Origin of the sequence: Paenibacillus sambharensis, assembly GCF_003233845.1 — a bacterium.
GTDB lineage: Bacteria > Bacillota > Bacilli > Paenibacillales > Paenibacillaceae > Paenibacillus_I > Paenibacillus_I sambharensis.
Map to the genome: position 1 here is coordinate 129,754 of NZ_QKRB01000054.1, position 23,869 is coordinate 153,622.

At 52.7% G+C, this 23,869-nt stretch carries 21 protein-coding genes; 19 read left to right on the forward strand and 2 right to left on the reverse strand.

Annotated features, from left to right (window positions below):
• Positions 1-48 precede the first annotated feature (48 nt).
• Positions 49-1,398: a hemolysin family protein gene (locus tag DNH61_RS19630; protein WP_111148526.1), complete on the forward strand. Its 1,350-nt coding sequence runs from the start codon at positions 49-51 to the stop codon at positions 1,396-1,398.
• A gap of 152 nt (positions 1,399-1,550) precedes the next feature.
• Here DNH61_RS19630 and mnmA read toward each other — a convergent pair whose 3' ends face one another.
• The gene (gene mnmA / locus DNH61_RS19635) at positions 1,551-2,723 is read right to left on the reverse strand and encodes a tRNA 2-thiouridine(34) synthase MnmA (RefSeq protein WP_281272425.1); all 1,173 of its coding nucleotides are present in this window, start codon (positions 2,721-2,723) and stop codon (positions 1,551-1,553) included.
• A gap of 290 nt (positions 2,724-3,013) precedes the next feature.
• Here mnmA and cymR point away from each other — a divergent pair, with 290 nt between their 5' ends.
• The 15 genes from cymR to DNH61_RS19710 all read left to right on the forward strand — a co-directional run bounded on the left by cymR (position 3,014) and on the right by DNH61_RS19710 (position 19,159).
• Positions 3,014-3,433 (forward strand): cysteine metabolism transcriptional regulator CymR, encoded by a 420-nt coding sequence (gene cymR / locus DNH61_RS19640; RefSeq protein ID WP_111148528.1) that lies wholly within the window; start codon positions 3,014-3,016, stop codon positions 3,431-3,433.
• Between the two features lie 22 nt (positions 3,434-3,455).
• Positions 3,456-4,610, forward strand: coding sequence for a cysteine desulfurase family protein (locus tag DNH61_RS19645; protein ID WP_111148600.1), 1,155 nt, complete (start codon positions 3,456-3,458; stop codon positions 4,608-4,610).
• 17 nt (positions 4,611-4,627) lie between these two features.
• Positions 4,628-5,167, forward strand: coding sequence for a PRC-barrel domain-containing protein (locus DNH61_RS19650; RefSeq protein ID WP_111148529.1), 540 nt, complete (start codon positions 4,628-4,630; stop codon positions 5,165-5,167).
• Between the two features lie 14 nt (positions 5,168-5,181).
• The gene (locus tag DNH61_RS19655) at positions 5,182-5,382 is read left to right on the forward strand and encodes a hypothetical protein (RefSeq protein ID WP_111148530.1); all 201 of its coding nucleotides are present in this window, start codon (positions 5,182-5,184) and stop codon (positions 5,380-5,382) included.
• A 183-nt stretch (positions 5,383-5,565) separates the two neighbouring features.
• Positions 5,566-6,636, forward strand: coding sequence for an AI-2E family transporter (locus DNH61_RS19660; protein WP_181438795.1), 1,071 nt, complete (start codon positions 5,566-5,568; stop codon positions 6,634-6,636).
• A 355-nt stretch (positions 6,637-6,991) separates the two neighbouring features.
• Positions 6,992-9,628: an alanine--tRNA ligase gene (alaS, locus tag DNH61_RS19665; RefSeq protein WP_111148531.1), complete on the forward strand. Its 2,637-nt coding sequence runs from the start codon at positions 6,992-6,994 to the stop codon at positions 9,626-9,628.
• Between the two features lie 46 nt (positions 9,629-9,674).
• Positions 9,675-9,935: an IreB family regulatory phosphoprotein gene (locus DNH61_RS19670; protein WP_111148532.1), complete on the forward strand. Its 261-nt coding sequence runs from the start codon at positions 9,675-9,677 to the stop codon at positions 9,933-9,935.
• Positions 9,936-9,970: 35 nt separating this feature from the next.
• Positions 9,971-10,387 carry a Holliday junction resolvase RuvX gene (gene ruvX / locus DNH61_RS19675; RefSeq protein WP_111148533.1) on the forward strand — a complete coding sequence of 139 codons (417 nt, stop codon included), beginning with the start codon at positions 9,971-9,973 and terminating at the stop codon, positions 10,385-10,387.
• Positions 10,388-10,395: 8 nt separating this feature from the next.
• Positions 10,396-10,692: a DUF1292 domain-containing protein gene (locus tag DNH61_RS19680; RefSeq protein WP_111148534.1), complete on the forward strand. Its 297-nt coding sequence runs from the start codon at positions 10,396-10,398 to the stop codon at positions 10,690-10,692.
• 3 nt (positions 10,693-10,695) lie between these two features.
• Positions 10,696-11,004, forward strand: a complete 309-nt coding sequence (locus tag DNH61_RS19685) for a DUF1292 domain-containing protein (protein WP_111148535.1) — start codon at positions 10,696-10,698, stop codon at positions 11,002-11,004.
• A 102-nt stretch (positions 11,005-11,106) separates the two neighbouring features.
• Complete coding sequence (mltG, locus tag DNH61_RS19690; protein ID WP_342771465.1) at positions 11,107-12,249, forward strand: endolytic transglycosylase MltG; 1,143 nt, start codon at positions 11,107-11,109, stop codon at positions 12,247-12,249.
• Positions 12,242-13,201 carry a peptidase U32 family protein gene (locus DNH61_RS19695; RefSeq protein ID WP_111148536.1) on the forward strand — a complete coding sequence of 320 codons (960 nt, stop codon included), beginning with the start codon at positions 12,242-12,244 and terminating at the stop codon, positions 13,199-13,201. The genes mltG and DNH61_RS19695 overlap by 8 nt, the downstream gene beginning before the upstream one ends.
• Before the next feature lie 59 nt (positions 13,202-13,260).
• The gene (locus tag DNH61_RS19700) at positions 13,261-14,523 is read left to right on the forward strand and encodes a peptidase U32 family protein (RefSeq protein WP_111148537.1); all 1,263 of its coding nucleotides are present in this window, start codon (positions 13,261-13,263) and stop codon (positions 14,521-14,523) included.
• A 301-nt stretch (positions 14,524-14,824) separates the two neighbouring features.
• Positions 14,825-17,137, forward strand: coding sequence for a methyl-accepting chemotaxis protein (locus DNH61_RS19705; RefSeq protein WP_245948268.1), 2,313 nt, complete (start codon positions 14,825-14,827; stop codon positions 17,135-17,137).
• 177 nt (positions 17,138-17,314) lie between these two features.
• Positions 17,315-19,159, forward strand: a complete 1,845-nt coding sequence (locus DNH61_RS19710; protein WP_111148538.1) for a peptidoglycan D,D-transpeptidase FtsI family protein — start codon at positions 17,315-17,317, stop codon at positions 19,157-19,159.
• A gap of 48 nt (positions 19,160-19,207) precedes the next feature.
• Here DNH61_RS19710 and DNH61_RS19715 read toward each other — a convergent pair whose 3' ends face one another.
• Entirely contained in the window at positions 19,208-20,380 is a 1,173-nt protein-coding gene (locus tag DNH61_RS19715; protein WP_111148539.1) for an AI-2E family transporter, read from the reverse strand.
• A 207-nt stretch (positions 20,381-20,587) separates the two neighbouring features.
• Between DNH61_RS19715 and DNH61_RS19720 the strand changes: the two genes are divergently transcribed.
• From DNH61_RS19720 to deoC, 3 genes are all read left to right on the forward strand, one after another.
• Positions 20,588-22,012, forward strand: a complete 1,425-nt coding sequence (locus tag DNH61_RS19720; RefSeq protein ID WP_111148540.1) for a polysaccharide deacetylase family protein — start codon at positions 20,588-20,590, stop codon at positions 22,010-22,012.
• Positions 22,013-22,143: 131 nt separating this feature from the next.
• On the forward strand, positions 22,144-23,127 hold the full coding sequence (locus DNH61_RS19725) for a DNA-binding transcriptional repressor DeoR (RefSeq protein ID WP_342771466.1): 984 nt from the start codon (positions 22,144-22,146) through the stop codon (positions 23,125-23,127).
• 35 nt (positions 23,128-23,162) lie between these two features.
• Positions 23,163-23,846: a deoxyribose-phosphate aldolase gene (gene deoC, locus DNH61_RS19730; RefSeq protein WP_111148541.1), complete on the forward strand. Its 684-nt coding sequence runs from the start codon at positions 23,163-23,165 to the stop codon at positions 23,844-23,846.
• The last annotated feature ends 23 nt before the right edge of the window (positions 23,847-23,869 follow it).

Below are 23,869 nucleotides of genomic sequence, written 5' to 3' on the forward strand. Positions count from 1 at the left end.
CCTGTCCCCCGCTAAAGCCGCCAGGCGGCAAACGGAGACAGGGAATCGTTGAACAGCGACCCGTTACCCATATTTTTGAGCTTGATCTTGATTTTGTTACTGGTATTTTTGAACGGCTTTTTTGTAGCGGCTGAGTTCGCCATGGTTAAGGTGAGAGGCAGCCGGATTGACTCCCTGATGCTTGAAGGCCACAAGAGGGCCCAGTATGCGGTTCAGGTGACGAATAACCTGGACGCCTACTTGTCTGTCTGTCAGCTGGGCATCACGCTGGCTTCGCTTGGTCTGGGCTGGCTCGGTGAACCGGCAATCGCCAGGATTCTTGAGCCTTGGCTGATGGAGCTCGGAGTCGGAAGTGCAGTAGTCGTTCATACGATTGCATTTATTATTGCTTTTTCGCTGATTACGTTCATGCACATCGTGCTTGGTGAATTGGCGCCTAAGACGCTTGCAATCCGCAAATCAGAGGGCATTACGCTGCTGACCGCGTGGCCGCTGATTATTTTCCACAAAATCATGTATCCGTTCATCTGGTTTCTAAATGGAACCGCCAACAGGTTGTTGAAGCTGTTTGGCATTGCACCCGCATCCGAGCATGAATCCGCCCATACGGAGGAAGAAATCCGGATTTTGATGAAGGAAAGCCATAAGAGCGGGCTGATTGACAACACGGAGCTTACCCTCGTGGACAATATCTTTGATTTCGCGGATACCACTGCGAAGGAGATTATGATTCCACGGACGGAGATGAACTGTCTGTACGCCAATCTCTCCTTTGAGGAGAACCAGAAGTTTGCGCTGCAGGAGATGCATACCCGTTATCCGGTCTGCGAACAGGACAAAGACAACATTATCGGTTTCGTCCATATAAAAGATCTGCTCAAAGTAAGTGCCCAGAAATTGACCAGCATCCGCCAGATAACACGCCCGATTACGACGGTGCCGGAATCGATGCAGATCAGCACACTGCTGAAGCTTATGCAGAAGAAGAAGACGCAAATTGCCATCCTTATTGATGAATACGGCGGTACCTCCGGTCTGGTCACACTAGAGGATATCATGGAAGAGATCGTCGGTGAGATTCAGGATGAGTTTGATGAGGAGCGTCCGGATCTGGAGCAGCGCGACGAGCAAACCTATTCAATCAACGGCTTGATGCTGATTGAAGAGGTGAACAGCTACTTCGGCCTTGAGATCGAGAGCGATGATTATGATACGATTGGCGGCTGGATTTATGCACAAGTGGAAATTCCGCCGAAGAAGGGGCAAAGCGTCTATTATCGCGATACCCACGAATTCAAGATCGAGGAAACCGATCATCTCCGTATCTCACGAATAACGGTCAAACTCCTGGACTCTCAGGATAGCGAGGATCCGATGCTTCAGTCGGAGACGGGATAGTAAGCAATAGAAAAGGCTGCCGGCGGTCCTAGTGACCAGACTGGCAGCCTTTTTTTACAATGATTGAAGCTCTGGCTCTTACTTGCCAACCGGATGTAACGGATCTGGAATAAAGTAAGCCTTGTAGCTTACCCGGCCGCAAGGCTTTACCGTTAACGCGTTGTAACCGTGCTGCCTGGCGCACCTTCGAATTTGGCCGGGTCAACCTTGTGAACGCGGTCAATCGTACCGCCGCCGAGGCAGATCTCGCCATTGTAGAAGACGACGGACTGGCCAGGCGTAACAGCCTTCTGGAGTTTGTCAAAGACAACCTCTGCTGTCCCATCCGCCAAAACGTTGACGGTTACGCCTTGATCAGGCTGCCTGTAACGGAACTTGGCCGTGCACCGGAACGAGCCTTCCGGCTTGGAAGGAGCAATCCAGTTGACGCCCGCAGCTGTAAGTCCTTCGGAATACAGCACGGGATGGTTCTCGCCCTGCACAACGATCAGCTCGTTGCGCTCCAGGTTCTTATCCGCGACGAACCAGGGCTCTCCGGTGCCCGATCCGCCGATTCCCAGCCCCTGGCGCTGACCGAGGGTGTAGTACATAAGCCCGTCGTGACGGCCTTTGATCTCACCTGTCCGTACATCAATCATGCTGCCAGGCTTGGCCGGCAGATAGCCGCTGAGGAACTCCTTGAAGTTGCGCTCTCCGATAAAACAGACGCCCGTGCTGTCCTTCTTCTTCGCAGTAGCAAGACCGGCTTCCTCTGCAATGCGGCGCACTTCCGGCTTCGGCAGGTGGCCGATCGGAAACATCGCCTTGGACAGCTGTTCCTGAGACAGTGCGTGAAGGAAGTAGGTCTGATCCTTGCCGGCATCTACACCCCGCAGCAGACGTACACCACCGCCAGACTGCTCTACACGGGCGTAATGTCCGGTTGCCAGGTAGTCAGCACCGAGACTGAGCGCCTTCTTCAGGAAATCGCCAAACTTGATCTCGCGGTTGCACATGACATCGGGATTAGGCGTGCGCCCGCGCTTATATTCATCGAGGAAGTAGCTGAATACTTTATCATAATACGCTTCCTCGAAATTAACCGTATAGTAAGGAATGCCGATTTGGTCGCACACACGGCGGACGTCCTCAGCGTCCTCTTCAGCCGTGCAGTGGCCGAACTCATCGGTATCATCCCAGTTCTTCATAAAAATGCCGATCACATCATAGCCCTGCTGCTTGAGCAGAAGTGCGGTTACCGAGGAATCGACGCCGCCCGACATGCCCACGACTACGCGTGTTTCGCTGTTGCTCTTCTGTGTCATTATATTCACCGCCTGACATATAGCCTGATATGCAACCAAAACAATGTTCTGGCCGTCTTAACATTGTACCACATCCCGCAGTATGTTTTCATATCCAGACGGCAAACGGGAAGGATTCGATGATGAGCAAGTCGCAGGGCATGAGTCGAACGAATTAATTTATGGAGGCGACACGTTTTTTAACGCAAACTTAAATTGATATGTTAACATAGAACTGTTATGGGAATACCATGGTTTGCTTTAGGTTGATACTACAGGTGCAGGCCCGTTGGGCGGGCCGGTGCCGTTCGGACGGAAGAGGTGCGCATAATTTGAAAATCTCAACGAAAGGCCGTTACGGTCTGACGATTATGATGGAGCTTGCTGCTAAGTTTGGCGAGGGTCCACTTTCTCTTAAGAGCATCGCGGAACGGAACCAGTTGTCGGAGCATTATCTTGAACAGCTGGTTGCGCCGCTGCGGAATGCCGGTATGGTGAAGAGCATCCGGGGAGCCTATGGCGGTTATGTGCTGTCCAAGGAGCCCGAAAGTGTAACGGCAGGCGACATTATCCGGATTCTGGAAGGTCCGATTTCGCCGGTCGATTTTACCGAAGAGGATGATCCGGCCAAGCGGGATCTGTGGCTCCGGATCCGGGACAGCATTGCAAGTGTGCTCGACTCCACGACACTGGCTGACCTGATCGCCTTTAAGGATGAGAGTGAAATTGACAGCTATATGTTCTACATTTAAAGAAGACTAGGGAATGATAGCGATGAGAACCTTTTATCTGGATCATGCAGCTACGACACCGATGCATCCGCAGGTAGTGGAAGTGATGATGGACATCCTGCAAGGACAGCCGGGCAATGCTTCAAGCATCCATGCTTATGGCCGTGCCGCCAGGCAGCGGCTTAACAAGGCAAGAGACCTGACAGCGGAGGTTATCGGCTGCAAGCCTTCCGAGCTTGTCTTCACTTCGGGAGGAACGGAAAGCGACAATGCTGCCTTGATGGGCGGAGCGGCCGCCATGCGGAAGAGGGGCCGTAACCATATCATCACATCGGCAGTTGAGCATCACGCGGTACTGCATGCCTGTGAGGCGCTCGCAGAGCGGGGATTTGACGTAACGGTTCTGCCGGTTGACCAGGAGGGCAAAATCCGGATAGACGATTTGCAGCAGGCCCTTCGTCCAGAGACAGGCCTTGTCAGCATTATGTGGGGGAACAATGAGGTGGGTACACTGCAGCCAGTTGAGCAGATCGGCGAGCTGGTGCACAGCCACGGTGCTTTATATCACATAGATGCTGTGCAGGCTCTGGGTGCTGTACCTATCCGTCTGTCAGAGCTTGCGGCAGATTTCGTGTCCTTCTCGGCACATAAGATTAACGGGCCGCATGGCACCGGTGCGTTGTACATAGCAGCAGGAACACCGTTTGAGCCGTCTGTCTTCGGTGGAGCGCAGGAGCGCAAGCGGCGGGCTGGAACCGAGAATATCGCCGGAATCGCCGGCTTTGCCGAAGCGGTGCGGATCTCTGCTTCAGATTTACATAACAAGGCTCTCGATACGGCGGCACTCCGCGACCGGTTTGAGCAGCTGATCCAGGAAGCACTGGGCGAAGACCGTGCCGTGGTCAACGGCAGTCTGGACAGCCGTCTTCCCCACATCACGAACATCAGCCTGATCGGAACGGATACGGAGACGATGCTGATGAACCTGGATATGGAAGGTATAGCCGCGGCAAGCGGATCAGCCTGCACATCGGGCTCGCTTGAGCGCTCGCACGTGTTGAAGGCAATGGGCCTTCCGGAGCAGCGGCTTATGTCGGCCGTGCGTTTCAGCTTCGGTTTGGGGAATACTATGGAAGAAGTGGAGACAGCGGCTGGCAAAATTGCAACCGTTGTGAAGCGAATCCGTAGTAATACTTAGGGGGCTTACGATTTATTGTGATCAAGCTTCAGAATGTGCTCAGACTGCCAGTTATCGAGATTGGCACGGGCGACCAGATAGGCAAGGTGCTGGATCTGTGGTTCGATGAGCACTGGGTTGCCTCAGGCCTGATTATAAAGGCAAGCAGATGGTGGCTGACAACCTACTATACTGCTGTTCTATGGGATAATGTACAAGCTTGCGGCAGCGATGCAGTCATGATCAAGGACGGGAAGGACGTCCGGCGTCTTCGCGCCTCCGAGATTGGCCGTACCTTCCAAACAGGCATGATCAAGCTGCGGGATATGGCGGTCATTACCGAGAAGGGCCACCAGCTTGGACATGTCTCAGATGTTTATTTTAGGAAAGAAATGGGTACACCATTAGTAGGGTTTGAATTGTCAGATGGTTTTGTCTCGGACTTGATGGAAGGGCGGAAGTGGCTGAAAGCACCCGCTGACCCTGACGAAGTCACATTGGGGGAGGATGCCATTATCGTGCCTGCCCGCTGCGAGAGAGACCTGGAGGCAATCGTCGCTTCTGAAACGGGAAAATAGGGAGATATGCTTTTATGATGAGATGCCCCAATTGCAACTCGAAGGATATCGGAAAAATCGGCTCGCACCAATTTTATTGCTGGGGCTGCTTCATAGAACTGACAGTTAACGGAGAGAAGATGTCTGTATTCCAGGTAGAGGAAGACGGAACACTCAGCTCTCTGGACGATCTGTTTTTTGAAGATCAGCCAGTCCATCACATTCACGCTACATAAACGGCGCGTCCCGCGCGCACGGAGCACCAAAGACAGCCCCTTAAGGCTGTCTTTTTTTGAGGTTTGTAAGCGCTCAGCCCCCTTGAGGAAGTTATTGCGTTCAGGGAAAAAGGATGAATTGTCCACCTTGTACATATAATGATGGTACAGGTTCTGATTGACGCGGTGCAAAGGGGGGATAGAGTGGAAAAGTGGTCCAACAGCCGCTTGTTTTATGGTCTTGTTCTTGTCATTCTGGCACTTACGGCGCTGCTTCTTCTGCTGCAGCTGAAGCCGGTTATTGTAGTGGTGTACAGTTTTCTGAAAACAGTGCTGGCCCCTTTCCTCATTGCGATGATCATCTCTTATGTGCTTAATCCGATTGTCTGTATGCTTGCCGAACGAAAAATGCCCCGCTCTGTAGCCGTGCTGTTGATCTATGCGGTTTTCTGCGCGGCGCTTACGGTTCTGCTGCTCAATCTGATTCCGATGTTTGTCGAGCAGCTTGAGGCGCTCAATAAGCATGCCCCGGAGCTGACGATGCGGGCGCAATCGTTTATAAACGACTTGAACAATAATTCCTTCCTGCCGGAGAGCATCCGGTCAGGCATTAATAATTCAATCTACGAGCTTGAGAAGCGGATGTCGGAAGCGGTTATCTCCTTCGTGAATAACATCGGCGCCATGATTAACGTTGTGTTTGTGGCTTTTATCATACCGTTTCTCGCGTTCTACATCTTGAAAGATTTCGCGGTGTTTGAGCGTACGGTGATCGCCTATGTGCCCAGTGCGCACAGACAGAGTGCCGTCCGGCTGTTCAAGGACATAGACGAGGCGCTCGGCAGTTACATTCGCGGTCAATTTATCGTCTGCGTGCTGGTCGGCATTCTGGCTTACATCGGCTATTGGCTCTCCGGTCTGCCGTATCCGCTGCTGCTGGCCGGTGTTGTCATGATCACCAATGTTATTCCTTATCTGGGGCCATTCCTCGGGGCAGCGCCCGCGCTGGTCGTCGCTTCGACGATTTCATTCAAAATGATGCTGCTTGTCGTCATCGTGAATACGGCCTGCCAGGTGATCGAGAGCAATGTGATTTCGCCGCAGGTCGTCGGCCGTACTCTTCATATGCATCCCCTCACAATTATATTTGCTCTGCTGGTCGGGGGTGAAATAGCCGGTCTTGTCGGACTAATTCTGGCTGTTCCGATCTTTGCGGCACTTAAGGTGATTTTGCAGCATCTGTTCGCTTATTACGTGCGCCGCAAGACCATTTGACAGGTTTCGCCGCCTTCGCTATACTTTTCATTGAATATACCAGCTGTAACCGTATACCGGCTTAAAGCGATGATGAAACATAAGTAAACCGGAGCCCGCCAGCAGAGAGGGGATTCCGGCAGTTGTCCTTTCACGGGACCTGCCGGCTGTGAGAATCCTTGGCGAACAGGACGGTTGAAAGCTCGTTTCAGAGCGTGAGCGAACCTCACCGGGTAAGACCCGTTAACGTCTTTAGTGAAGGCGATCGGCTGTTGTTTTTCGGACCGATAACCAGGGTGGTACCGCGAACACAATTCGTCCCTGCATCATGCAAGGGCGTTTTTTATTTTTTTATAACCATTGGGGGTAACCAGTCATGAAAGCAAGTGAAATCCGTTCCAAGTGGCTCGCCTTCTTCGAAAGCAAAGGCCACAATATCGAGCCGAGCGCCCCGCTCGTGCCGCATAACGATCCGACCCTTCTATGGATTAATGCGGGAATGGCGCCGCTTAAGCCCTATTTTGACGGGCGGGTGAAGCCGGAGAATCCGCGGATTACGAATTCCCAGAAGTGCATCCGCACCAATGACATCGAGAATGTCGGCAAGACGCGGCGTCACCATACGTTCTTCGAGATGCTCGGCAACTTCTCCATAGGCGATTATTTCAAGGAAGAGGCGATTACCTGGGCCTGGGAGTTTCTGACGAGCCCGCAGTGGATCGGCTTCGATCCGAACCGGCTTTCGGTTACCGTCCACCCCGAGGATGAGGAAGCATTCGAGTTCTGGAACAAGAAGATCGGTCTTCCTGCTGAACGTATTATCAAGCTGGAGGATAACTTCTGGGATATCGGCGAGGGCCCATGCGGACCTTGTACGGAAATTTTCTACGACCGCGGTGAGAAGTACGGGGACCTGGCGGACCCGGAATGCTTCCCTGGGGGAGAGAACGAGCGTTTCCTCGAAGTCTGGAACCTTGTATTCTCCCAGTACAACCATAACAAGGACGGCAGCTACACGCCGCTTCCGAACAAGAATATTGATACCGGCGCAGGCCTGGAACGGTTCGCTTCTATTCTGCAGGATGTTGAATCCAACTTTGATACAGACTTGTTCATGCCGATCATTGAGGAAACCTGCCGGATCGCAGGCGTAAGCTACAAACAGCAGACAGAGACCGATATCGCATTGAAGGTAATCGCGGATCATATCCGTACGGTTGCATTCTCGGTTGGCGACGGCGTACTCCCTTCCAATGAAGGCCGGGGTTATGTTATCCGCAGACTTCTGCGCCGTGCTGTGCGCTATGGCAAGAAGCTCGGGGTTGACCGTCCGTTCCTCTTCAGCCTGACTAAGGTGGTTGGTGATGTGATGGGTGTCTACTACCCTGAGGTGGTGGACAAGCGTGAGTTTATCGAGCGGGTGATCCGGACCGAGGAGGAGCGCTTCCACGAAACGCTGTCTGACGGGCTGGCAATATTGTCCGGCCTGGTGGAATCAGCGCGGGAGGCAGGCCGTACAGTAATTGGCGGCGACGATGCGTTCAAGCTCTATGATACGTACGGATTTCCGTTTGACCTCACGGAGGATTACGCGGCTGAGCATAACATGACGGTTGACCGGGAAGGCTTTGATGCGGCTATGCAGTCGCAGCGTGAGCGTGCCCGCTCTGCTCGCCAGGACTCCGGCAGTATGAAGGTGCAGGGCGGACCGCTTGCTGATTTGACGGAAGTAAGTGAATTCATCGGGTATGACCGTCTTGAGGCAGAAGCCAAGGTCGTGGCGATCATCGCGGACGACCAGCTTGTAGATACTGCAGCAGAAGGGACGGAATGTCTGGTGATTCTGGACAAGACGCCGTTCTACGCAGAGAGCGGCGGTCAAATCAGCGATCTGGGTACTCTTACCGGCAGCAGTGTCCGTGCCGAGGTAACCGATATGTCCAAAGCGCCGCACGGCCAGCACGTGCATGTTGTACGGGTAGAGTCGGGCTCGCTGCGTACCGGGGATATGGTAAAGGCAGAGGTTACCCGCGGAATGCGCGACGATATCATCAAGAACCATACGGCGACGCATCTGCTGCACAAAGCGCTCAAGGAGGTCCTCGGCGAGCATGTAAACCAGGCAGGCTCACTGGTTGAGGCAGAACGGCTGCGCTTTGACTTTTCACACTTCGGGAGCATAACGGCTGAGGAGCTTGCGGATATTGAGCGCCGGGTGAATGAGCAGATCTGGGCCGGCACACCGCTTACTATTGAGTGGAAAGAGATCGGGGAAGCCAAGGCGATGGGGGCGATGGCGCTCTTCGGTGAGAAGTATGGGGACACCGTCCGTGTTGTCCAGGTTGGCGACTACAGCATTGAGCTGTGCGGCGGCTGCCATGTGACCAACACCGCCCAGATCGGGCTGTTCAAGCTGATCGGCGAGAGCGGCATCGGCTCGGGCGTGCGCCGGATTGAAGCTGTTACAGGCCGTCATGCGTATACGTATATGGACGGGCAGCTGGAGCTGCTGAAGCAGGCGGCAGGCATGCTGAAGTCCAATGTGGCTGATGTGCCGAAGCGGCTTGACGCACTGTTCGGTCAGGTGAAAGAACTGTCTCGTGAGAACGAGTCGCTTCAGGCGAAGCTGTCCCGGATTGAAGCAGGATCGCTGGAGCAGCAGGTGAAACAGCTGGGCGAAGTGAAATTCCTGGCGGCCGCGGTTAATGCGGGCAGCATGGATGCACTTCGCGGCATCGCCGATGAGCTGAAGCCAAAGCTTGGCGGACAGACAGTGATGGTGCTCGGCGCCAAGCAGGACGAGAAAGTCAACTTCGTGGTCAGTGTATCGGAAGATCTGGTGAAGAAGGGCTTCCACGCCGGCAAGCTGATCAAAGAGATTGCAGCGCGCTGCGGGGGAGGCGGCGGCGGTCGTCCGGATATGGCCCAGGCAGGCGGCAAGGACCCGTCCAAGCTGCAAGAAGCGCTTGTGCTTGCAGAGGAACTGGTTCTCGCAGAGGCAAATGTGATATAGTGGAAATATGATAACGGTTTTACCCTGAAAGGTAGGTGCGCTGGCGATGAGTTCCATGGACAAAACAATGAAGTTCAATGTGAAGGCAGAGGAGATGGAATCTTCTTCAGAGGAGATTTTGCTGTCGGTCTACGATGCTCTGGTGGAGAAGGAATACAATCCGATTAACCAGATTGTCGGTTATCTTCTGTCTGGGGATCCGGCTTACATTCCCCGCCACAACAACGCCAGAAGCCTGATCCGCAAGATGGAAAGAGATGAATTGATCGAGGAGCTTGTCCGGGCTTATCTGCGTCAGCACAGGTAAGCTCTGCGAGCACAGGGAAATGGGGCCGGCAGTACATGCGTGTAATGGGGCTGGATTACGGCGACCGGAGAATCGGTGTTGCCGTAAGCGACGCGTTCCGGTGGACCGCCCAGGGTCTTGGCGTTGTCGCTAAACGACGGGACAGTGGGGAGCTGGAGGAAATCGCCGGCTTGGTTAAGGAACACGAGGTCAGTGAAATCGTTGTCGGTCTGCCGAAGAACATGAACGGGACGATCGGGCCGCGTGGCGAAATTTGCATCGCATTTGCGCAAACCTTGCGCGAGAAACTAAACTTACCTGTTCACCTATGGGATGAACGGCTGACCACAGTATCCGCGGAGCGAACCCTGCTTGAGGCGGACATCAGCCGCAAGAAGAGGAAGCAAGTGGTGGACAAAATGGCGGCAGCGCTCATTTTGCAAAATTTTCTTGACTCTAATACGAAAAGGTGAGGGTAACGATGACAAAGGACGACATGCAGTTTGAAGAACCGGAAATCATATATATTCCGGATGAAGAAGGTAACGAGGAAGAGTTTGAAGTCGTGATGAAATTCGAAGTTGATGGCTCTGACGAGAAGTACATGATGGTTGTGCCGCTCAGCAGCGAAGAGGAAGAGACTGATGAGGTGTACGCGTTCCGTTATGAGGAAGACGGCGATGATCTCAAGCTTTACACGATTGACGATGAAGAAGAATGGAACATGGTCGAAGAGACCTTTAATACGCTGATCGGCGAATTGGAAGAGAGCGATTAGCTGATGGCTGAACAGGGATTCTCCAGTACCGTCGAGCGGCTCGCACGCCTGAAGGATGCATTTGGCAATGAGCTCGAGCTTGTGTCCGATGATGGCAGTACGGAGTCGTTTCGTATATTAGCGGAGTATCGTGCCGGGATCGGGGCTTATGCGGCTCTTCAGACACCTGCCATGCGGAAAGAGGACGAGATTGCCTTCTTCAAGGTTGTGGAACAGCCGGGCGGTGAGCTGAGTCTGGAATCGATTGACGATGAAGACGAATGGGAGTCCGCAGCAGAGGCTTATGATGAACTGCTGTTTGAACAGGAATAACCGATTTGAGGCTTAACAAGTATGGATATAGGTAACAGAAGGGGCGGGATATCCCGTCCCTTTACCCTAGTTGTCAGTATGTTGAGGAGTTGAAATAAGGGCATGGCAGAACCGTATACAACGGGAGGGCATACGGGCCGGGAGGATATGAGTCCGCCCAGTTCCAAAAGCCGGATCACCATGTGGGTGGTGCTGACTCTGCTGGGGCTTATGCTGGCCGGAGCGGGAAGCATCGCCTTGTTTGTGTGGAACGGACTTCGTCCGGCGCCGGAAGGTGAACCGGTCCAGTTCGAAATACCGAGCGGCTCTTCCCCGTTCAAGGTAGCAGAAATTTTGGAAGAGCAGGGCATTATCCGCAATGCATTTATCTTCAAGTATTACCTTCGCTATGAAGGAGAGGGTTCCCGGTTTCAGGCCGGAACGTATGCGATGGCACCAGGCACATCGCTGCAGTCGGTTATCCGACAGCTGAATAATGGCGATACAGTCAAGCCGGATACCTTCCGATTTACGATTCCCGAAGGCTACACGGTGCTGCAGATTGCAGACAAGCTGAGCTCCGAAGGATTGGTGGACCGTGATGAGTTCCTGCGTTTGGCTGAGCAGCCTGAGCTGTTTGACCAATCGGGTGCGGTTAAGCATGTACCAGCTGATAACGGGAAGCTTCGTCATAAGCTGGAGGGATATTTATTCCCAGATACCTATGAGATGGTTAAGGAGAGCGGGGAGCAGGACATTCTGCAGCGGATGCTGCATGAGCTGGACCGCAAATTGGACAACCTGCCTGCCGATTGGCAGGACCAGCTGGATAAGCTCGGCATTTCATTTCATGACATGATGACGATCGCTTCGCTGATTGAACGTGAGGTAGTCGTTGACGAGGAACGCAAGCTGGTAGCAGGTGTTATCTACAACCGGATTGAGGACCATATGCGGCTGCAGATTGATGCAACCGTTCAATATATGCTGGATAAACCAAAGGAAAGACTGTATGAGAAGGATTTGAAGGTGGAAAGTCCGTATAACACCTATCAGATTGACGGCATACCGCCTGGACCAATTGCAAGTCCAAGTCTGGAATCCATTGAAGCGGCTCTTTATCCAGAGGATACGCCATATTATTATTATGTAACCAAGAAAGATGGCACTTATGCACATTTGTTCGCCGAGAGCTATAATGAACACTTAAGAAACATTAGGCTGAGCAATCAAACGGCGAAGGAAGGAGCGGCAGACAATGGATAACGGTTATAAGCCGGAGCTGCTTGTCACGCCTTCCTCTCTTGAGGAAATGCGGCTGCTTGGCGCGGCCGGGGCGAATGCGTTCACGGTTGGCGAGGCCCGTTATGGCATGCGGCTGGCGGGTGAGTTTGACTTGAAAGCCGTGAAGGAAGCGGCGGAATATACACGGGCCAATAACTTCAAGCTCTATGCGGCTGTCAACAATCTGATCGATAATGACACGCTTCCCGAGCTTCCGGCCTATATTCGCGGACTGGCGGATGCGGGTGTAAATGCAGTCATCTTCGGAGACCCGGCGGTTATGATGACGGTACGTGCTGAAGCGCCGCAGCTGGAGCTACACTGGAATGCCGAAATGACTTCGACAAACTATGCCACAGCGAATTACTGGGGAAAGCGAGGAGCTTCCCGGGTGGTACTGGCTCGTGAGCTGAACATGGAGCAGGTTATTGAGGTGAAGCAGCATACACAGCTTCAGGTAGAGGTTCAGGTGCATGGGATGACGAACATCTACCATAGCAAGCGCAGCCTGCTTCACAGCTATCTTGACCACCAGGCTAAATCGGGCATTGAGTCGGAGTTGAAGGAAGAATCCGGAAGCTTTGGACAAACAGGAGGTCTGTTCCTCATTGAGACAGAGCGTCCGGAAGAACGTTACCCGATCTATGAGGACAGCAACGGTACGCATATTATGAGCTCTGACGATATCTGTATGCTGGAGAATTTGCATGAATTGCTGGATGCAGGCATTGACTCCCTCAAGATCGAGGGCATTCTTAAGACACCGGCGTATAATGAAACAGTCGTTCGCGCTTACCGTCATGCCATAGATGAGTATCTGAAAGATCCGGCCGGCTATCAGTTCCAGGATGAGTGGCTGGATCCGATTCGGGAGCTGCAGGATCCGAGGCGTGAGCTGTCATTCGGATTCTTCTATAAAGAACAAGTGTATTAATGATGTCGCTGCTGCATGCAGCTTCAGGAAACTTAACGAGCACAGGAGGTGTGGAGAACATGGCAACCATGACTAAACCCCGTCATACAGGCAAGCGGCACCGTTTGGACAAGCCGGAGCTGCTGGCTCCTGCCGGCAGTCTGGAGAAGCTGAAATTTGCTGTGCATTACGGCGCTGATGCTGTGTATATAGGGGGGCAAAAATACGGGCTCCGCTCCAACGCCGGCAACTTCAGCTTTGAGGAAATGAAGGAAGGCGTGGAATTCGCAAGCCGATATGGCGCGAAGGTGTTCGTTGCGACCAATATCTATGCGCATAACGAGGATATCGAGGGCCTTGAACAGTATTTGAAGGAGCTTGAAAATGCCGGGATTGCGGCCATCATTGCGGCTGATCCGGCTATCATTGAAACTGCCCAGCGGGTAGCTCCAAAGCTGGAGGTTCACCTGAGCACCCAGCAGTCTACGCTGAACTGGCAGGCTGTGAAGTTCTGGAAGGATGAGGGACTGCCAAGAGTAGTGCTGGCCCGTGAGACCAGTGTGGAGGAAATTGCTGAAATCAAGGCTCATGTTGATATCGAAATTGAAGCCTTTATTCACGGCGCAATGTGCTCTTCCTTCTCCGGAAGATGTGTGCTGTCGAATCACTTTACAGACCGTGACTCCAACCGTGGCGGATGCTGTCAGTCCTGCCGGTGGAAATATGATCTGTTTGTCGATGAAGATGCTCCGGCTTTCCAGGAGCAGGATGACAAGTTTACGATGGGCTCGAAGGATCTCTGCATGATTGAGCATCTTCCCGATCTGATTGAAGTCGGCATCGACAGCTTCAAGATCGAGGGCCGAATGAAGAGCCTGCACTATGTTGCTACGGTCGTTAACGTATACCGCCAGGCGATTGATGCATATTTTGCCGATCCGGAGGGCTATGAACTGAAGCAGGAATGGCTTGATGAAATTCATAAGGCTGCTAACCGACCGCTGAACACCGGGTTCTTCTTTGATACGCCTGGTGCAGAGGATCATATATATGAGCCGGAAGACAAGCCGGCCCCTTATGATTTCGCCGGAGTGGTTATGGCTTACGATGCTGCAACAGGCGAGGCATTGATCCAGCAGCGCAATCACTTCAAGCCTGGGCAGGAAGTCGAGTTTGTGGGGCCGGAGGGCACCTTCTTCAAGCAAATCGTTGGGACGATTACCGATGAAGAGGGAAATAAGCTGGACGCTGCGCGTCACCCTCTGCAGCTGATCAGGATGCAGGTGGAGCATCCGGTTAAGGCGATGGATATGATGCGGAAGCGGACAGGGAAGAGCAAGTAATGCAGGCTGCTGCTTGAAGATGATATGAAGATGATATGAAGAGATTTCTACTATAGGTAGAAATCTCTTTTTTTTATCCAATAGACCTAACATTTTAACAAAATTCGACCGATACTATCTATAAGGATGTAGGTAATTTTAGGGAAGAAAAATGAACAGGTGTTTATAGTTATGACTATAGGACTATATTAACCTGTGCACGAAACACCGGGAGTGATAGATAATTCTACAAGCTCGGCCTTCAGCACGAAGATTATAGAGACAATCAGTTACCAACAATTTATCGGGTGGTGTCTTAGTTATGAAGTTCAAGGGGTTCAGGAAGCAGGACAAGACAGGATTGACCAAGTCACAGTCACAGGATAAGCAACAGGACAAACCGGAACAACCGGACAAGGCTGGCAGTCGAACCGGGACAAGCAGATTGGCCAGCCTGCTGCCGTCGCCTGCCAAACGCCAGATGTTGAAAAGCAAGGTGAAAACGCATTCAGGTACTGCATGGAAGGGTACCAGGAAGCTGTCCTCCTGGATGTGGGAGCAGACACAGGCGCTATTGTCGGCTGGGGTATCCAAGTCGGTCGGAACGAAGCTATTCTTGATTATTTTCTCGGGTATCCTGGTTTGCGTTCTCACTGTAGGGCTCTTCTCCTACTCGCGATCGAAATCGATTATCGAAGATAAGGTAGCGGGCATGAGCGAAGAAACCATTGTTCAGACAGCTGGCAAACTGGACCTCATGTTCCAAAACTATGAAGCCATGTCCATGCAGCTCGTTGTGGATACCGAATTCCAGAATGCAGCGCGTGATCTGCTGGCAGGCAATGAAGATGATTTTACCCGCTTTTCTCTCATACAAGAATTGGACACAAAGTTTCAGGCTTTCTTAAACACGAACGGCAAGACGCTGTTTGGCAGTGCGATGATCCCGCTGGCGGAGGGCCTTAGTGTTATCAACGGGGGAGGAACTCAGCTTACAGACGTTGGTGCGATGCAGACGGATTGGTATGACAAGGCGATAGAAGCCAACGGCAAGACATATTGGATACCAACACAGCCGAACGGTCTGAGCGGCACGAACAGCACCCCGTCGATCGGAATGGCGCGAGTGATTAAATCTATGGCCAACAGTGCGCCTTTATATTTGCTTGTGATGGAGATTGATTACGACATCATCGAACAGCAGGTAGCGGATATCTCCCTTGGTGAGGACAGCATGCTGAACATTATTGATAACAACGGCAATATTGTATTTGGTCCTAATGAGGAAGTATTAGCTCAGCCGTTTGATATTGACTTGAGCACACATGCGGAGGAGTCAGGTTCACTGCGGACTGAGCGGGGAGACGGTAAAACTGTATTGGCTGTCTACGATACCTTCAGTACGATGCCATGGCGGGTTGTCGGCTCCATACCGGTGGATTCGCTTGTCGAAGATGCTAAGCAAATTCGGAATCTGACCTGGATTATTGCGGCAGCCGCTGCATTGATAGCGATTGGTATTGGCTTCCTTGTTATCCGTATGATTGCTGTCCCGCTTGGTCAGCTGCGCAACCTGATGAATGAGGGGGAGAAAGGCAATCTGGCTGTCCGCTCGGATATCCGCAAGGAAGACGAGATTGGCCAGCTGGCACAGAGCTTCAACAAGATGATGGAGCAGATCACAATTCTGGTTGATCAGACGAATTCATCGGCCAAGGAAGTGCTGAGCACGGCAGGCGAATTGACAGAAGCTTCTCGTAAGACAGCGGTGGCGGCGAAGGAAATTGCAGTTGCTACAGAGGAAATCGCGAACGGCGCTTCCAGCTTGGCAGTCGAAGCCGAGCGGGGAAGTGACATTACCGAAAGTATGGCAAGCCGTATGCAGAAGGTTACCGATGCGAATACCGAGATGGGGGCATCGGCTGCAGAAGTGGAGCGTGCAAGTGAGAAGGGTACCCGGTATATGGGCGAGCTGATTCAGAAGACGGGTACAACGGAAGAAATGACACGCAGCATGGTAGAGAAGGTGGATAAGCTTAAAGACAGTACGAGTTCCATTCGCAAGATCCTGGATGTCCTCAATAATCTGACCAAGCAGACCAATATTCTCTCGTTGAATGCCACAATTGAGGCAGCGAGGGCTGGAGCGGCAGGAAGAGGTTTCATGGTGGTTGCTGACGAGATCCGCAAACTGGCCGATCAGTCGCGGCAGTCCATTGATGTTGTCGGCCAGATTACGGAGACGATCCAGACCGAGATTGAGGATACGGTATCCGTCTTATCCGAAGCTTATCCGCTTTTCCAGGAACAGATTCAGTCCGTTAAGGAAGCCAATGAGATTTTCTTGTCCGTTCAGAATCAGATGAGCGGCTTTGCCGGTCAGCTGCAGGCTGTGACTGCATCGGTATCACAGCTAAATGAAACGCAGTCGGTTCTGACAGAAGCAATGGGTAATGTGAGTGCGGTAGCTGAGCAATCTTCAGCTACCTCTGAGGAGGTCGCTTCCCTCAGTAATGAACAGCTTGGCATAAGCGAGGGCCTTGTGGAGCTGTCCAACAAGCTGGAGGAAGTGTCCAACAAGCTTCAAAGCTCGCTCTCCCGTTTTGATACGGGCAGTCAGCGGACTACAGATTAAGATAGGATGAAGATGAGATAAGCATGCTAGGCACAGGCTGATTCTGTCAGGCTGTCTTCCAAGGGATGAGAATCCTGGTGAAGACAGCCTGTTTTGCTGTCTGTCGGGGATGGAACGTCTGCCGTATGGTGAAACTGGTAACGGTCGTATTACTACTACTCGCGGGGAGGTATCCGTATGAACAGAGGCAGGAAGCAAGGTTTTACAAGGACCGGCCGTGCACGACGGATTGGCATGCTGGCCGTCCTGTTCAGCTTAATCTATCTTGCCTATATGGCTAGATTGGCGGTCATTCAGACTGGACTTTGGCCTGCATACGGCTCCTCGCTAACGGAGCATGCGGTCAGGCAGCGTCAGGAAGGGATCGTCCTAGATTCAGGCCGGGGCCGGATTACAGACCGAAATGGCCAGCCGCTGGCCGGCCTTCAGATATACGCGCTGGCTGCGTTTCCCGATCAGTCTGTTAGGCAGGCTGACACCGGCCCTTCATCCAAGCTGGTACAGCTTGCCGCTCTGCTGCATACCGATGCACAATCGTTGGCGGACTGGTTAGCTGCGATTAAGGAACCGGAGCTGTGGCATGAACCCGGTAAGAAAACACCTGCTCCTGTCTCTGCCGAGCTCGTAAAGAATATAATGGCATTGAATATGAAAGGCCTGTACGTTGTCCCTTACTCGATTCGCTATCACGAATCACTGCCAGGCATTCACGCGATCGGGTACGTCAGCCAAAATCCCGAGCAGATTGCCGAGCTGTATGCTTCAGAGCTGGCCTCCGGTAAGATGAAGCTGTCTGACCGTGTAGGCGGAGAGGGGCTTGAGCGCTCGCTGGACAAGCTGCTGAGAGGGATAGGCCCTACTGTTCTGTATCGCTCCCAAATCCGTGAGCCGGGTGGACTAGCGGGCAGAGAGGTGCGATTAAAGCAGCCCGATAATCCCTACTATCCGCTTGAGGTTGTCACAACCCTTGATCTCCGGCTGCAGAGGTCGATTGAACAGTATGCGGAGCAAGCAGGCCTTAAAGAGGGGGCCATTGTCGTCCTGGAAGCTGACAGCGCAGATATAGCAGCTGCTGTGTCCATGCCTGCATTCAACCCCAATCATATTCGTGAAGGCGGCAGGGAGACGGTTAACCATGTCTTGCAGCCTGCAGCGCCTGGCTCGGTGTTCAAGCTCGTTACCGCTGCAGCAGCGCTGGAGGCCGGCGTTACGGATTACAAGGAGACGTTCCGCTGTAATGGCGAATATGGACATTACGGCTTGTCCTGCTGGCTGCCCGGGGGGCATGGAGAGCTGAATTTAACCGAGGCTCTTGCCCAGTCCTGCAATGTCACATTTGCTGTCTTGTCAGAACGGTTAAGCGCGGGGGAGCTGTCTGCTGCAGCCAATCAGCTGGGGCTAGGGCGGCGTATAGGCTGGTATACAGAGAAGGGCCATGGAGTACTTAAAGGACCGCTTCGTCCGCTTGTTGAGGAGGCGGCGGGACGTATCTTTGTTTCGGAAGGAGAGTCGGCAGCGGACAGCGGCGCTGTAGCCCAGACCGCCATAGGCCAGCGGGATGCCGCTGTTACGCCGCTCCAGGCTGCGAATCTGGTCGTTACTCTCTTGCAGGGCGGCAGGGTGCTCGCGCCCAGGCTGGTCAAGGAGATCCGTTATGCCAATGGGCAGACGATGATGAGTTTCCCGCTGCAGGATTCTCCTTCTCCGGCAGGCCGGATCAGCGTAGAGACGGCCTCCGCCCTCCTGAAGGGTATGGAGGCTGTAGTTGACCACGGAACGGGACGGTCGATCGGTAAGGCTGGAAGCTGGCAGTTAGCCGGTAAATCCGGTACGGCCCAGTCCTATTTGAATGGACGAGAGGTTAACCACCAGTGGTTTACGGGATTCGGACCGGTACATAAGCCGCGTTATGCGGTAGCTATACTGGCCAAGAATCGGCCTAAGGACAGTGCGAACCAGGCGGTCGTTATCTTCCGGGACGTTATGAAGATAATTGCCCAGCATGAGAAGAAGCTGCCTTGATGCTCTTATGAGCAAGGCAGCTTCATCCACTGGTGCAGTGACAGCAGCTTAGTCAGCTCTTGGCGGACTGCTGGGAGGTACTAGCGGTTGACCGGGTATTGGTGGTCCGCTATCCGGTGGTGCGGCGGGATCGTCATATTCGCCCTTAGGCGCACGGATCCATCGTTTGAAATAGCCCTGGTCGTACAATGCTTTGATCAGAATAACGAGAATCGGGGAGATTATGACACCGCCTACTCCAAACAGTGAGAGTGAGATGATCATAAAAACCAGCATCGTATAAGCGGACACGCCGAGTGTGTCTCCTGTTATCTTGGGCTCCAGAATCTGCCGGGTCAGAATGACGATGAGGAGGATGGCGGAGAGCCAGATCGCAAGCGCAGTATTTCCGACAATAAACAGATAAATGATCCATGGAATGAACACCGTAGATACGCCGAGCAGCGGAAGCACGTCAGCGATGGCCGACAGGGCTGCAATCATGAAGGCGTTATTGACGCCAAGCAGCAGCAGCGCCGAAAGAATGACGACAAAGGTGATGGAAATCAGAATAGCCTGTGCTTTCAGGTATCCGCCGATACCGGCGAGCACATTATCCTTCAGGAAGAAGAAGGCCTTCTTGAAGGTGTTGGGTGTCTTCAGTTTGGCGGTCTGCTTCCAGCTTTCAATTTCGACACTTAAGAAGTAAGCCAGCACAATTCCAATGACGAAGTTGAAGATGAAGGAGGACAGGGAGGACAGGAAGCCGACAAGAGAATTTAGCACATCCACGGCTACCCGTTGTCCCCAGGCAGTCACGGTGCTGATAATCTGCTGCGATTTGGTGACAAGATCCATATCAGCCGGGAGGGCGCCGATCTGATCCTGGGCCCAGGCAATCAGGTTTGTCGCCTGGATGGTCAGCAGCTTCTGATATTCGGGCAGCTTATGGATCAGCTGTGTGATCTCATTGGTTAGGAGAATGCCGGCTCCAATAAAGGCGCTGAGGATGACCATACTGAAGAACAGGATCGAAACAGCGGAAGCCAGCGATTTCTTGATTCCAATCCGGCTCAGCCGCTTGGCAAGCGGCTCAATACAGAGGAAGATCACGAATGACATGAATACCGGTGTGGCAATCCGGTAGAGGAAACTGAAGGCGTACATCGTAAGCCAGACTGTTAAAGCGATAAGCGCAATATCAAATGCCGTGCGCCAATATTTCTGGTAAAACGTGATCATCGGCGTTCTCCTTTGGTCATGGTAATATTTGCCGGTCTAAACGTATACACTTCGTTATATGTATGGTTGCCTGCTATTTTTGATTGTACTATAGAATTAAAAATATGCCTATTTCTTAATGCATTATGATACAATAGTTTAAGCTTGGCATCTAGCGGAGACGCTCACAGGAGAGCGTACATAACGAGATAGCGGGGAAGCGACAATATGGAGAACTTACTGCTGTGGGGATTTTACCTCCTGACTTTTTACGCCTTTCTTCCTGGCTTTATCAGCAGAACCTTCGGATTCCGGGTCTTCAAGAAAGGCCGTGCAGAACAGGAAATTGCCCTGACATTTGATGATGGGCCAGATCCGGTTTATACACCGATGCTGCTTGATCTGCTGCAGCGGTTTGACGCGAAGGCGACCTTTTTTGTAGTTGGCGCTAATGCTGAACGCCATCCCGAGCTGCTGAAGCGGATGAAGGATGAAGGGCATATCGTTGGCATTCATAACTACGTACATAAGACGAACTGGCTGATGAGACCTTCAACGGTCAAGAAGCAGATTGAACGCACTAGTGAAATAATTGAGGCTGCCACAGGCGAACGTCCTATCTATTACCGGCCGCCTTGGGGCATTGTCAATCTCTTTGACTTCTCTAATATGGGTTATCTGCAGATTATTCTGTGGTCGGGCATGTTCGGCGACTGGCGAAACCGGGTTGGGGCTGAACGACTTACCAAACGGATGATGAAGAAGCTGAGGCCAGGAGAGGTATTGCTGCTGCATGATTGCGGGACCACATTCGGAGCGGATCATAATGCCCCCGTCCAAATGCTTGCCGCATTGGAGGCTTATATGACTGCAGGCCGGGAGCGCGGATACCGTTTTGTGGCGATCGATCAGTTGATTGCCCTGACCGACAATGCTTGTGACAAAGCGGTTAAGCGAGAGGCTGCCGTATCTGGCAAAGCTAAGATCAGCATGTGGAAACGGGCCGCCATCAGCCTCTGGATCGGCTGGGAAAAATGTTTTCGGGTGATGTTCAAGGTGGAAAGAATCGGCACAGGAGATTCGATCTTCCATTACCGGATATGTCCTTACCACGGCGAGCCGCTGAAGCTGGCGGACGGCCGCATCATCCGGAATAATGACCGGGTGATCGAGCTTCATTTTGATAACCGCAAGCTGCTCCATGTCATGATGAATTCCCGGTCGGTGCTGCAGAGCGCCATTCAGCTGATCAGGGAGGTCGAGCATTCTCTTCCGAAGCTGGCTGTCCATATGGCAGGCCGCAAGGAATTTGAAGGGGTGAGCGGCCTCTACGGCGTCAGTATGATACACCGGGGGTCGGAGTCGTTCGGATTCAGCGTACTCGATCTTCCCAAGGGACTGTTCAATCTATTAACCCGATTCTATCTGCGGCTCCTGCTGCGGGTGCTTCACCCGGGAGGAGGCAAGCGGGTGACGAGTAAGAAGGGAACGCTTATCCCTCGCATTATTGCCATGTCGATGGATGAATTTCATAAGCGGTACGACCCGCCGACCACACCCGACCGCCATTGGACAAGACCGCCGGTTGAGCTGGCACCAAAGCCTATAAGAGCATATGAAGCTGACAAAGCCGCCGGTGAAGTTACACCTTGAGCGGCTTTTGTTCGCTTTTGTAAGAACAGATGTGAAATTATTGACTTTACAAAATTTCAATCCTTCCTCATACTGGAATGGAGGAAGCTGATAAGCTGTCGGCTGCTGTAGAGAGGATGACGTAGACGATTGTGGAGAAAGCACTGATATGGGACAAGCAGGAGGACAAGCAGGCCAAAGTAATAGATGCGGCACGCATGTATTATGAGCTTGACTACAGTCAGCAGGAAATTGCCAAGCGTCTTGGGGTATCGCGCCCGACTGTATCCAGGCTGCTCCAGCTTGCCAAGGAAGAAGGCATTGTTCAGATCCGGATTGTAGATCCGAAGAAGAACAGCGGGATAACGGCTAGACGGCTGGAAGAGCGGTTTGGGCTTAAGAAAGCGGTGGTGGTACCGGTCCCTGACGAAGAAGAAGCCGTTATCAAGCGGTACCTGGGCGAAGCAGCAGCCGGGTACTTATGGGACACTGTCCAGGACGGGGATATTATTGCCACGACATGGGGAACAACATTGTATCAGGTGGCTGTTCACCTGAGGCCCAAGCATGTCCGGGATGTGAAGGTCGTGCAGTTAAATGGCGGTGTCAGCCATTCCGAGACGGATACATACGCGCATCAGATTGTTCAGCTGTTTGGCAAAGCCTTTCAGACATCGCCCTATTTCATCCCGCTGCCGGCCATCGTCGATCACGCGGTCGTGAAGCATGCCATTGAGGCGGACCGGCATATCCGCAATATTCTGGAGCTTGGCCAGCGTGCTAACATCGCGATGGTCACTGTGGGTGCGCCTACCGATGATTCCGTGCTGATTAAAGCGAATTATTTTACAGAGGCTGATCTGGCTGTTATCTACGAACGCGGAGCGGGAGATATCTGTTCACGGTACATCGACGTGGATGGCGTTCTCTGCAGCCGGGAGCTGGACAACCGGACCATTGGCATCACACTGGATGAGTTGAAGAAGAAGGAACAGTCGATCCTGGTGGCGGGCGGTATCAGCAAGGTCAATGCGGTATACGGAGCACTTAAGGGCAGGTACACAAATGTGCTAGTCACGGATCAGTATACAGCAGACAGTTTGTTAAAGCGGGAAGAACAAGCAGCAGTCCGTTAACGTGAGCAGAATTATTATAAGGAGAGTGTAAAACAATGAGTCAAACGATTCCAACCCAAGAGATTGCAGCTTATATTGACCATACTCTGCTGAAGCCGCAGAGTACCCTTGAGGAGATTACAAAGCTCTGTGAAGAGGCAAAGACCCACCAATTTGCAACGGTATGTGTAAACCCGTTCTGGGTGCCTGAAACGGCTCTTCAGCTTGCTGGCTCGGGCGTCGGCATTACAACGGTCGTTGGTTTTCCGCTAGGAGCAACATCGACCTTCGCCAAGATGTCAGAAGCCAGAGATGCCATAGCGGGGGGAGCCACCGAGATTGATATGGTGCTTAACGTAGGGGCGTTAAAATCAGGCATGGACGATATAGTCGAGGCGGATGTATCGGGAGTGGTCGGCATGTGCCGCGGCCGTGCAGCCGTTAAGGTAATTCTAGAGACGGGTCTGCTGACTGATGAGGAGAAGGTAAGGGCATGTCTGATCTGCAAGGCGGCAGGAGCTGATTTTGTCAAAACCTCGACAGGCTTCGGACCCGGTCAAGCCACGGTTGAAGATATCGCGCTTATGCGCCATACCGTCGGGCCTGATATGGGTGTCAAGGCATCTGGCGGTGTGCGGGACATGGAAGCGGTACAGGCCATGATCGCTGCAGGCGCCACACGTATTGGTACAAGCTCTGGTGTAGCTATTATGTCCGGCGGCCAAGGACAAGGGTACTAACACACCCTTTTCGACTATGCAGG

What these genes read in the sequence shown, in the direction of transcription:
- DNH61_RS19695 (WP_111148536.1), top strand. Translation starts at nt 12,242, where the DNA reads ATGGATAACGGTTATAAGCCGGAGCTGCTTGTCACGCCTTCCTCTCTT.
- DNH61_RS19645 (WP_111148600.1), top strand. Translation starts at nt 3,456, where the DNA reads ATGAGAACCTTTTATCTGGATCATGCAGCTACGACACCGATGCATCCG.
- DNH61_RS19700 (WP_111148537.1), top strand. Translation starts at nt 13,261, where the DNA reads ATGGCAACCATGACTAAACCCCGTCATACAGGCAAGCGGCACCGTTTG.
- DNH61_RS19715 (WP_111148539.1), bottom strand. Translation starts at nt 20,380, where the DNA reads ATGATCACGTTTTACCAGAAATATTGGCGCACGGCATTTGATATTGCG.
- mltG (WP_342771465.1), top strand. Translation starts at nt 11,107, where the DNA reads ATGGCAGAACCGTATACAACGGGAGGGCATACGGGCCGGGAGGATATG.
- ruvX (WP_111148533.1), top strand. Translation starts at nt 9,971, where the DNA reads ATGCGTGTAATGGGGCTGGATTACGGCGACCGGAGAATCGGTGTTGCC.
- DNH61_RS19680 (WP_111148534.1), top strand. Translation starts at nt 10,396, where the DNA reads ATGACAAAGGACGACATGCAGTTTGAAGAACCGGAAATCATATATATT.
- alaS (WP_111148531.1), top strand. Translation starts at nt 6,992, where the DNA reads ATGAAAGCAAGTGAAATCCGTTCCAAGTGGCTCGCCTTCTTCGAAAGC.
- DNH61_RS19720 (WP_111148540.1), top strand. Translation starts at nt 20,588, where the DNA reads ATGGAGAACTTACTGCTGTGGGGATTTTACCTCCTGACTTTTTACGCC.
- deoC (WP_111148541.1), top strand. Translation starts at nt 23,163, where the DNA reads ATGAGTCAAACGATTCCAACCCAAGAGATTGCAGCTTATATTGACCAT.
- DNH61_RS19670 (WP_111148532.1), top strand. Translation starts at nt 9,675, where the DNA reads ATGAGTTCCATGGACAAAACAATGAAGTTCAATGTGAAGGCAGAGGAG.
- DNH61_RS19655 (WP_111148530.1), top strand. Translation starts at nt 5,182, where the DNA reads ATGATGAGATGCCCCAATTGCAACTCGAAGGATATCGGAAAAATCGGC.
- DNH61_RS19705 (WP_245948268.1), top strand. Translation starts at nt 14,825, where the DNA reads ATGAAGTTCAAGGGGTTCAGGAAGCAGGACAAGACAGGATTGACCAAG.
- DNH61_RS19710 (WP_111148538.1), top strand. Translation starts at nt 17,315, where the DNA reads ATGAACAGAGGCAGGAAGCAAGGTTTTACAAGGACCGGCCGTGCACGA.
- DNH61_RS19685 (WP_111148535.1), top strand. Translation starts at nt 10,696, where the DNA reads ATGGCTGAACAGGGATTCTCCAGTACCGTCGAGCGGCTCGCACGCCTG.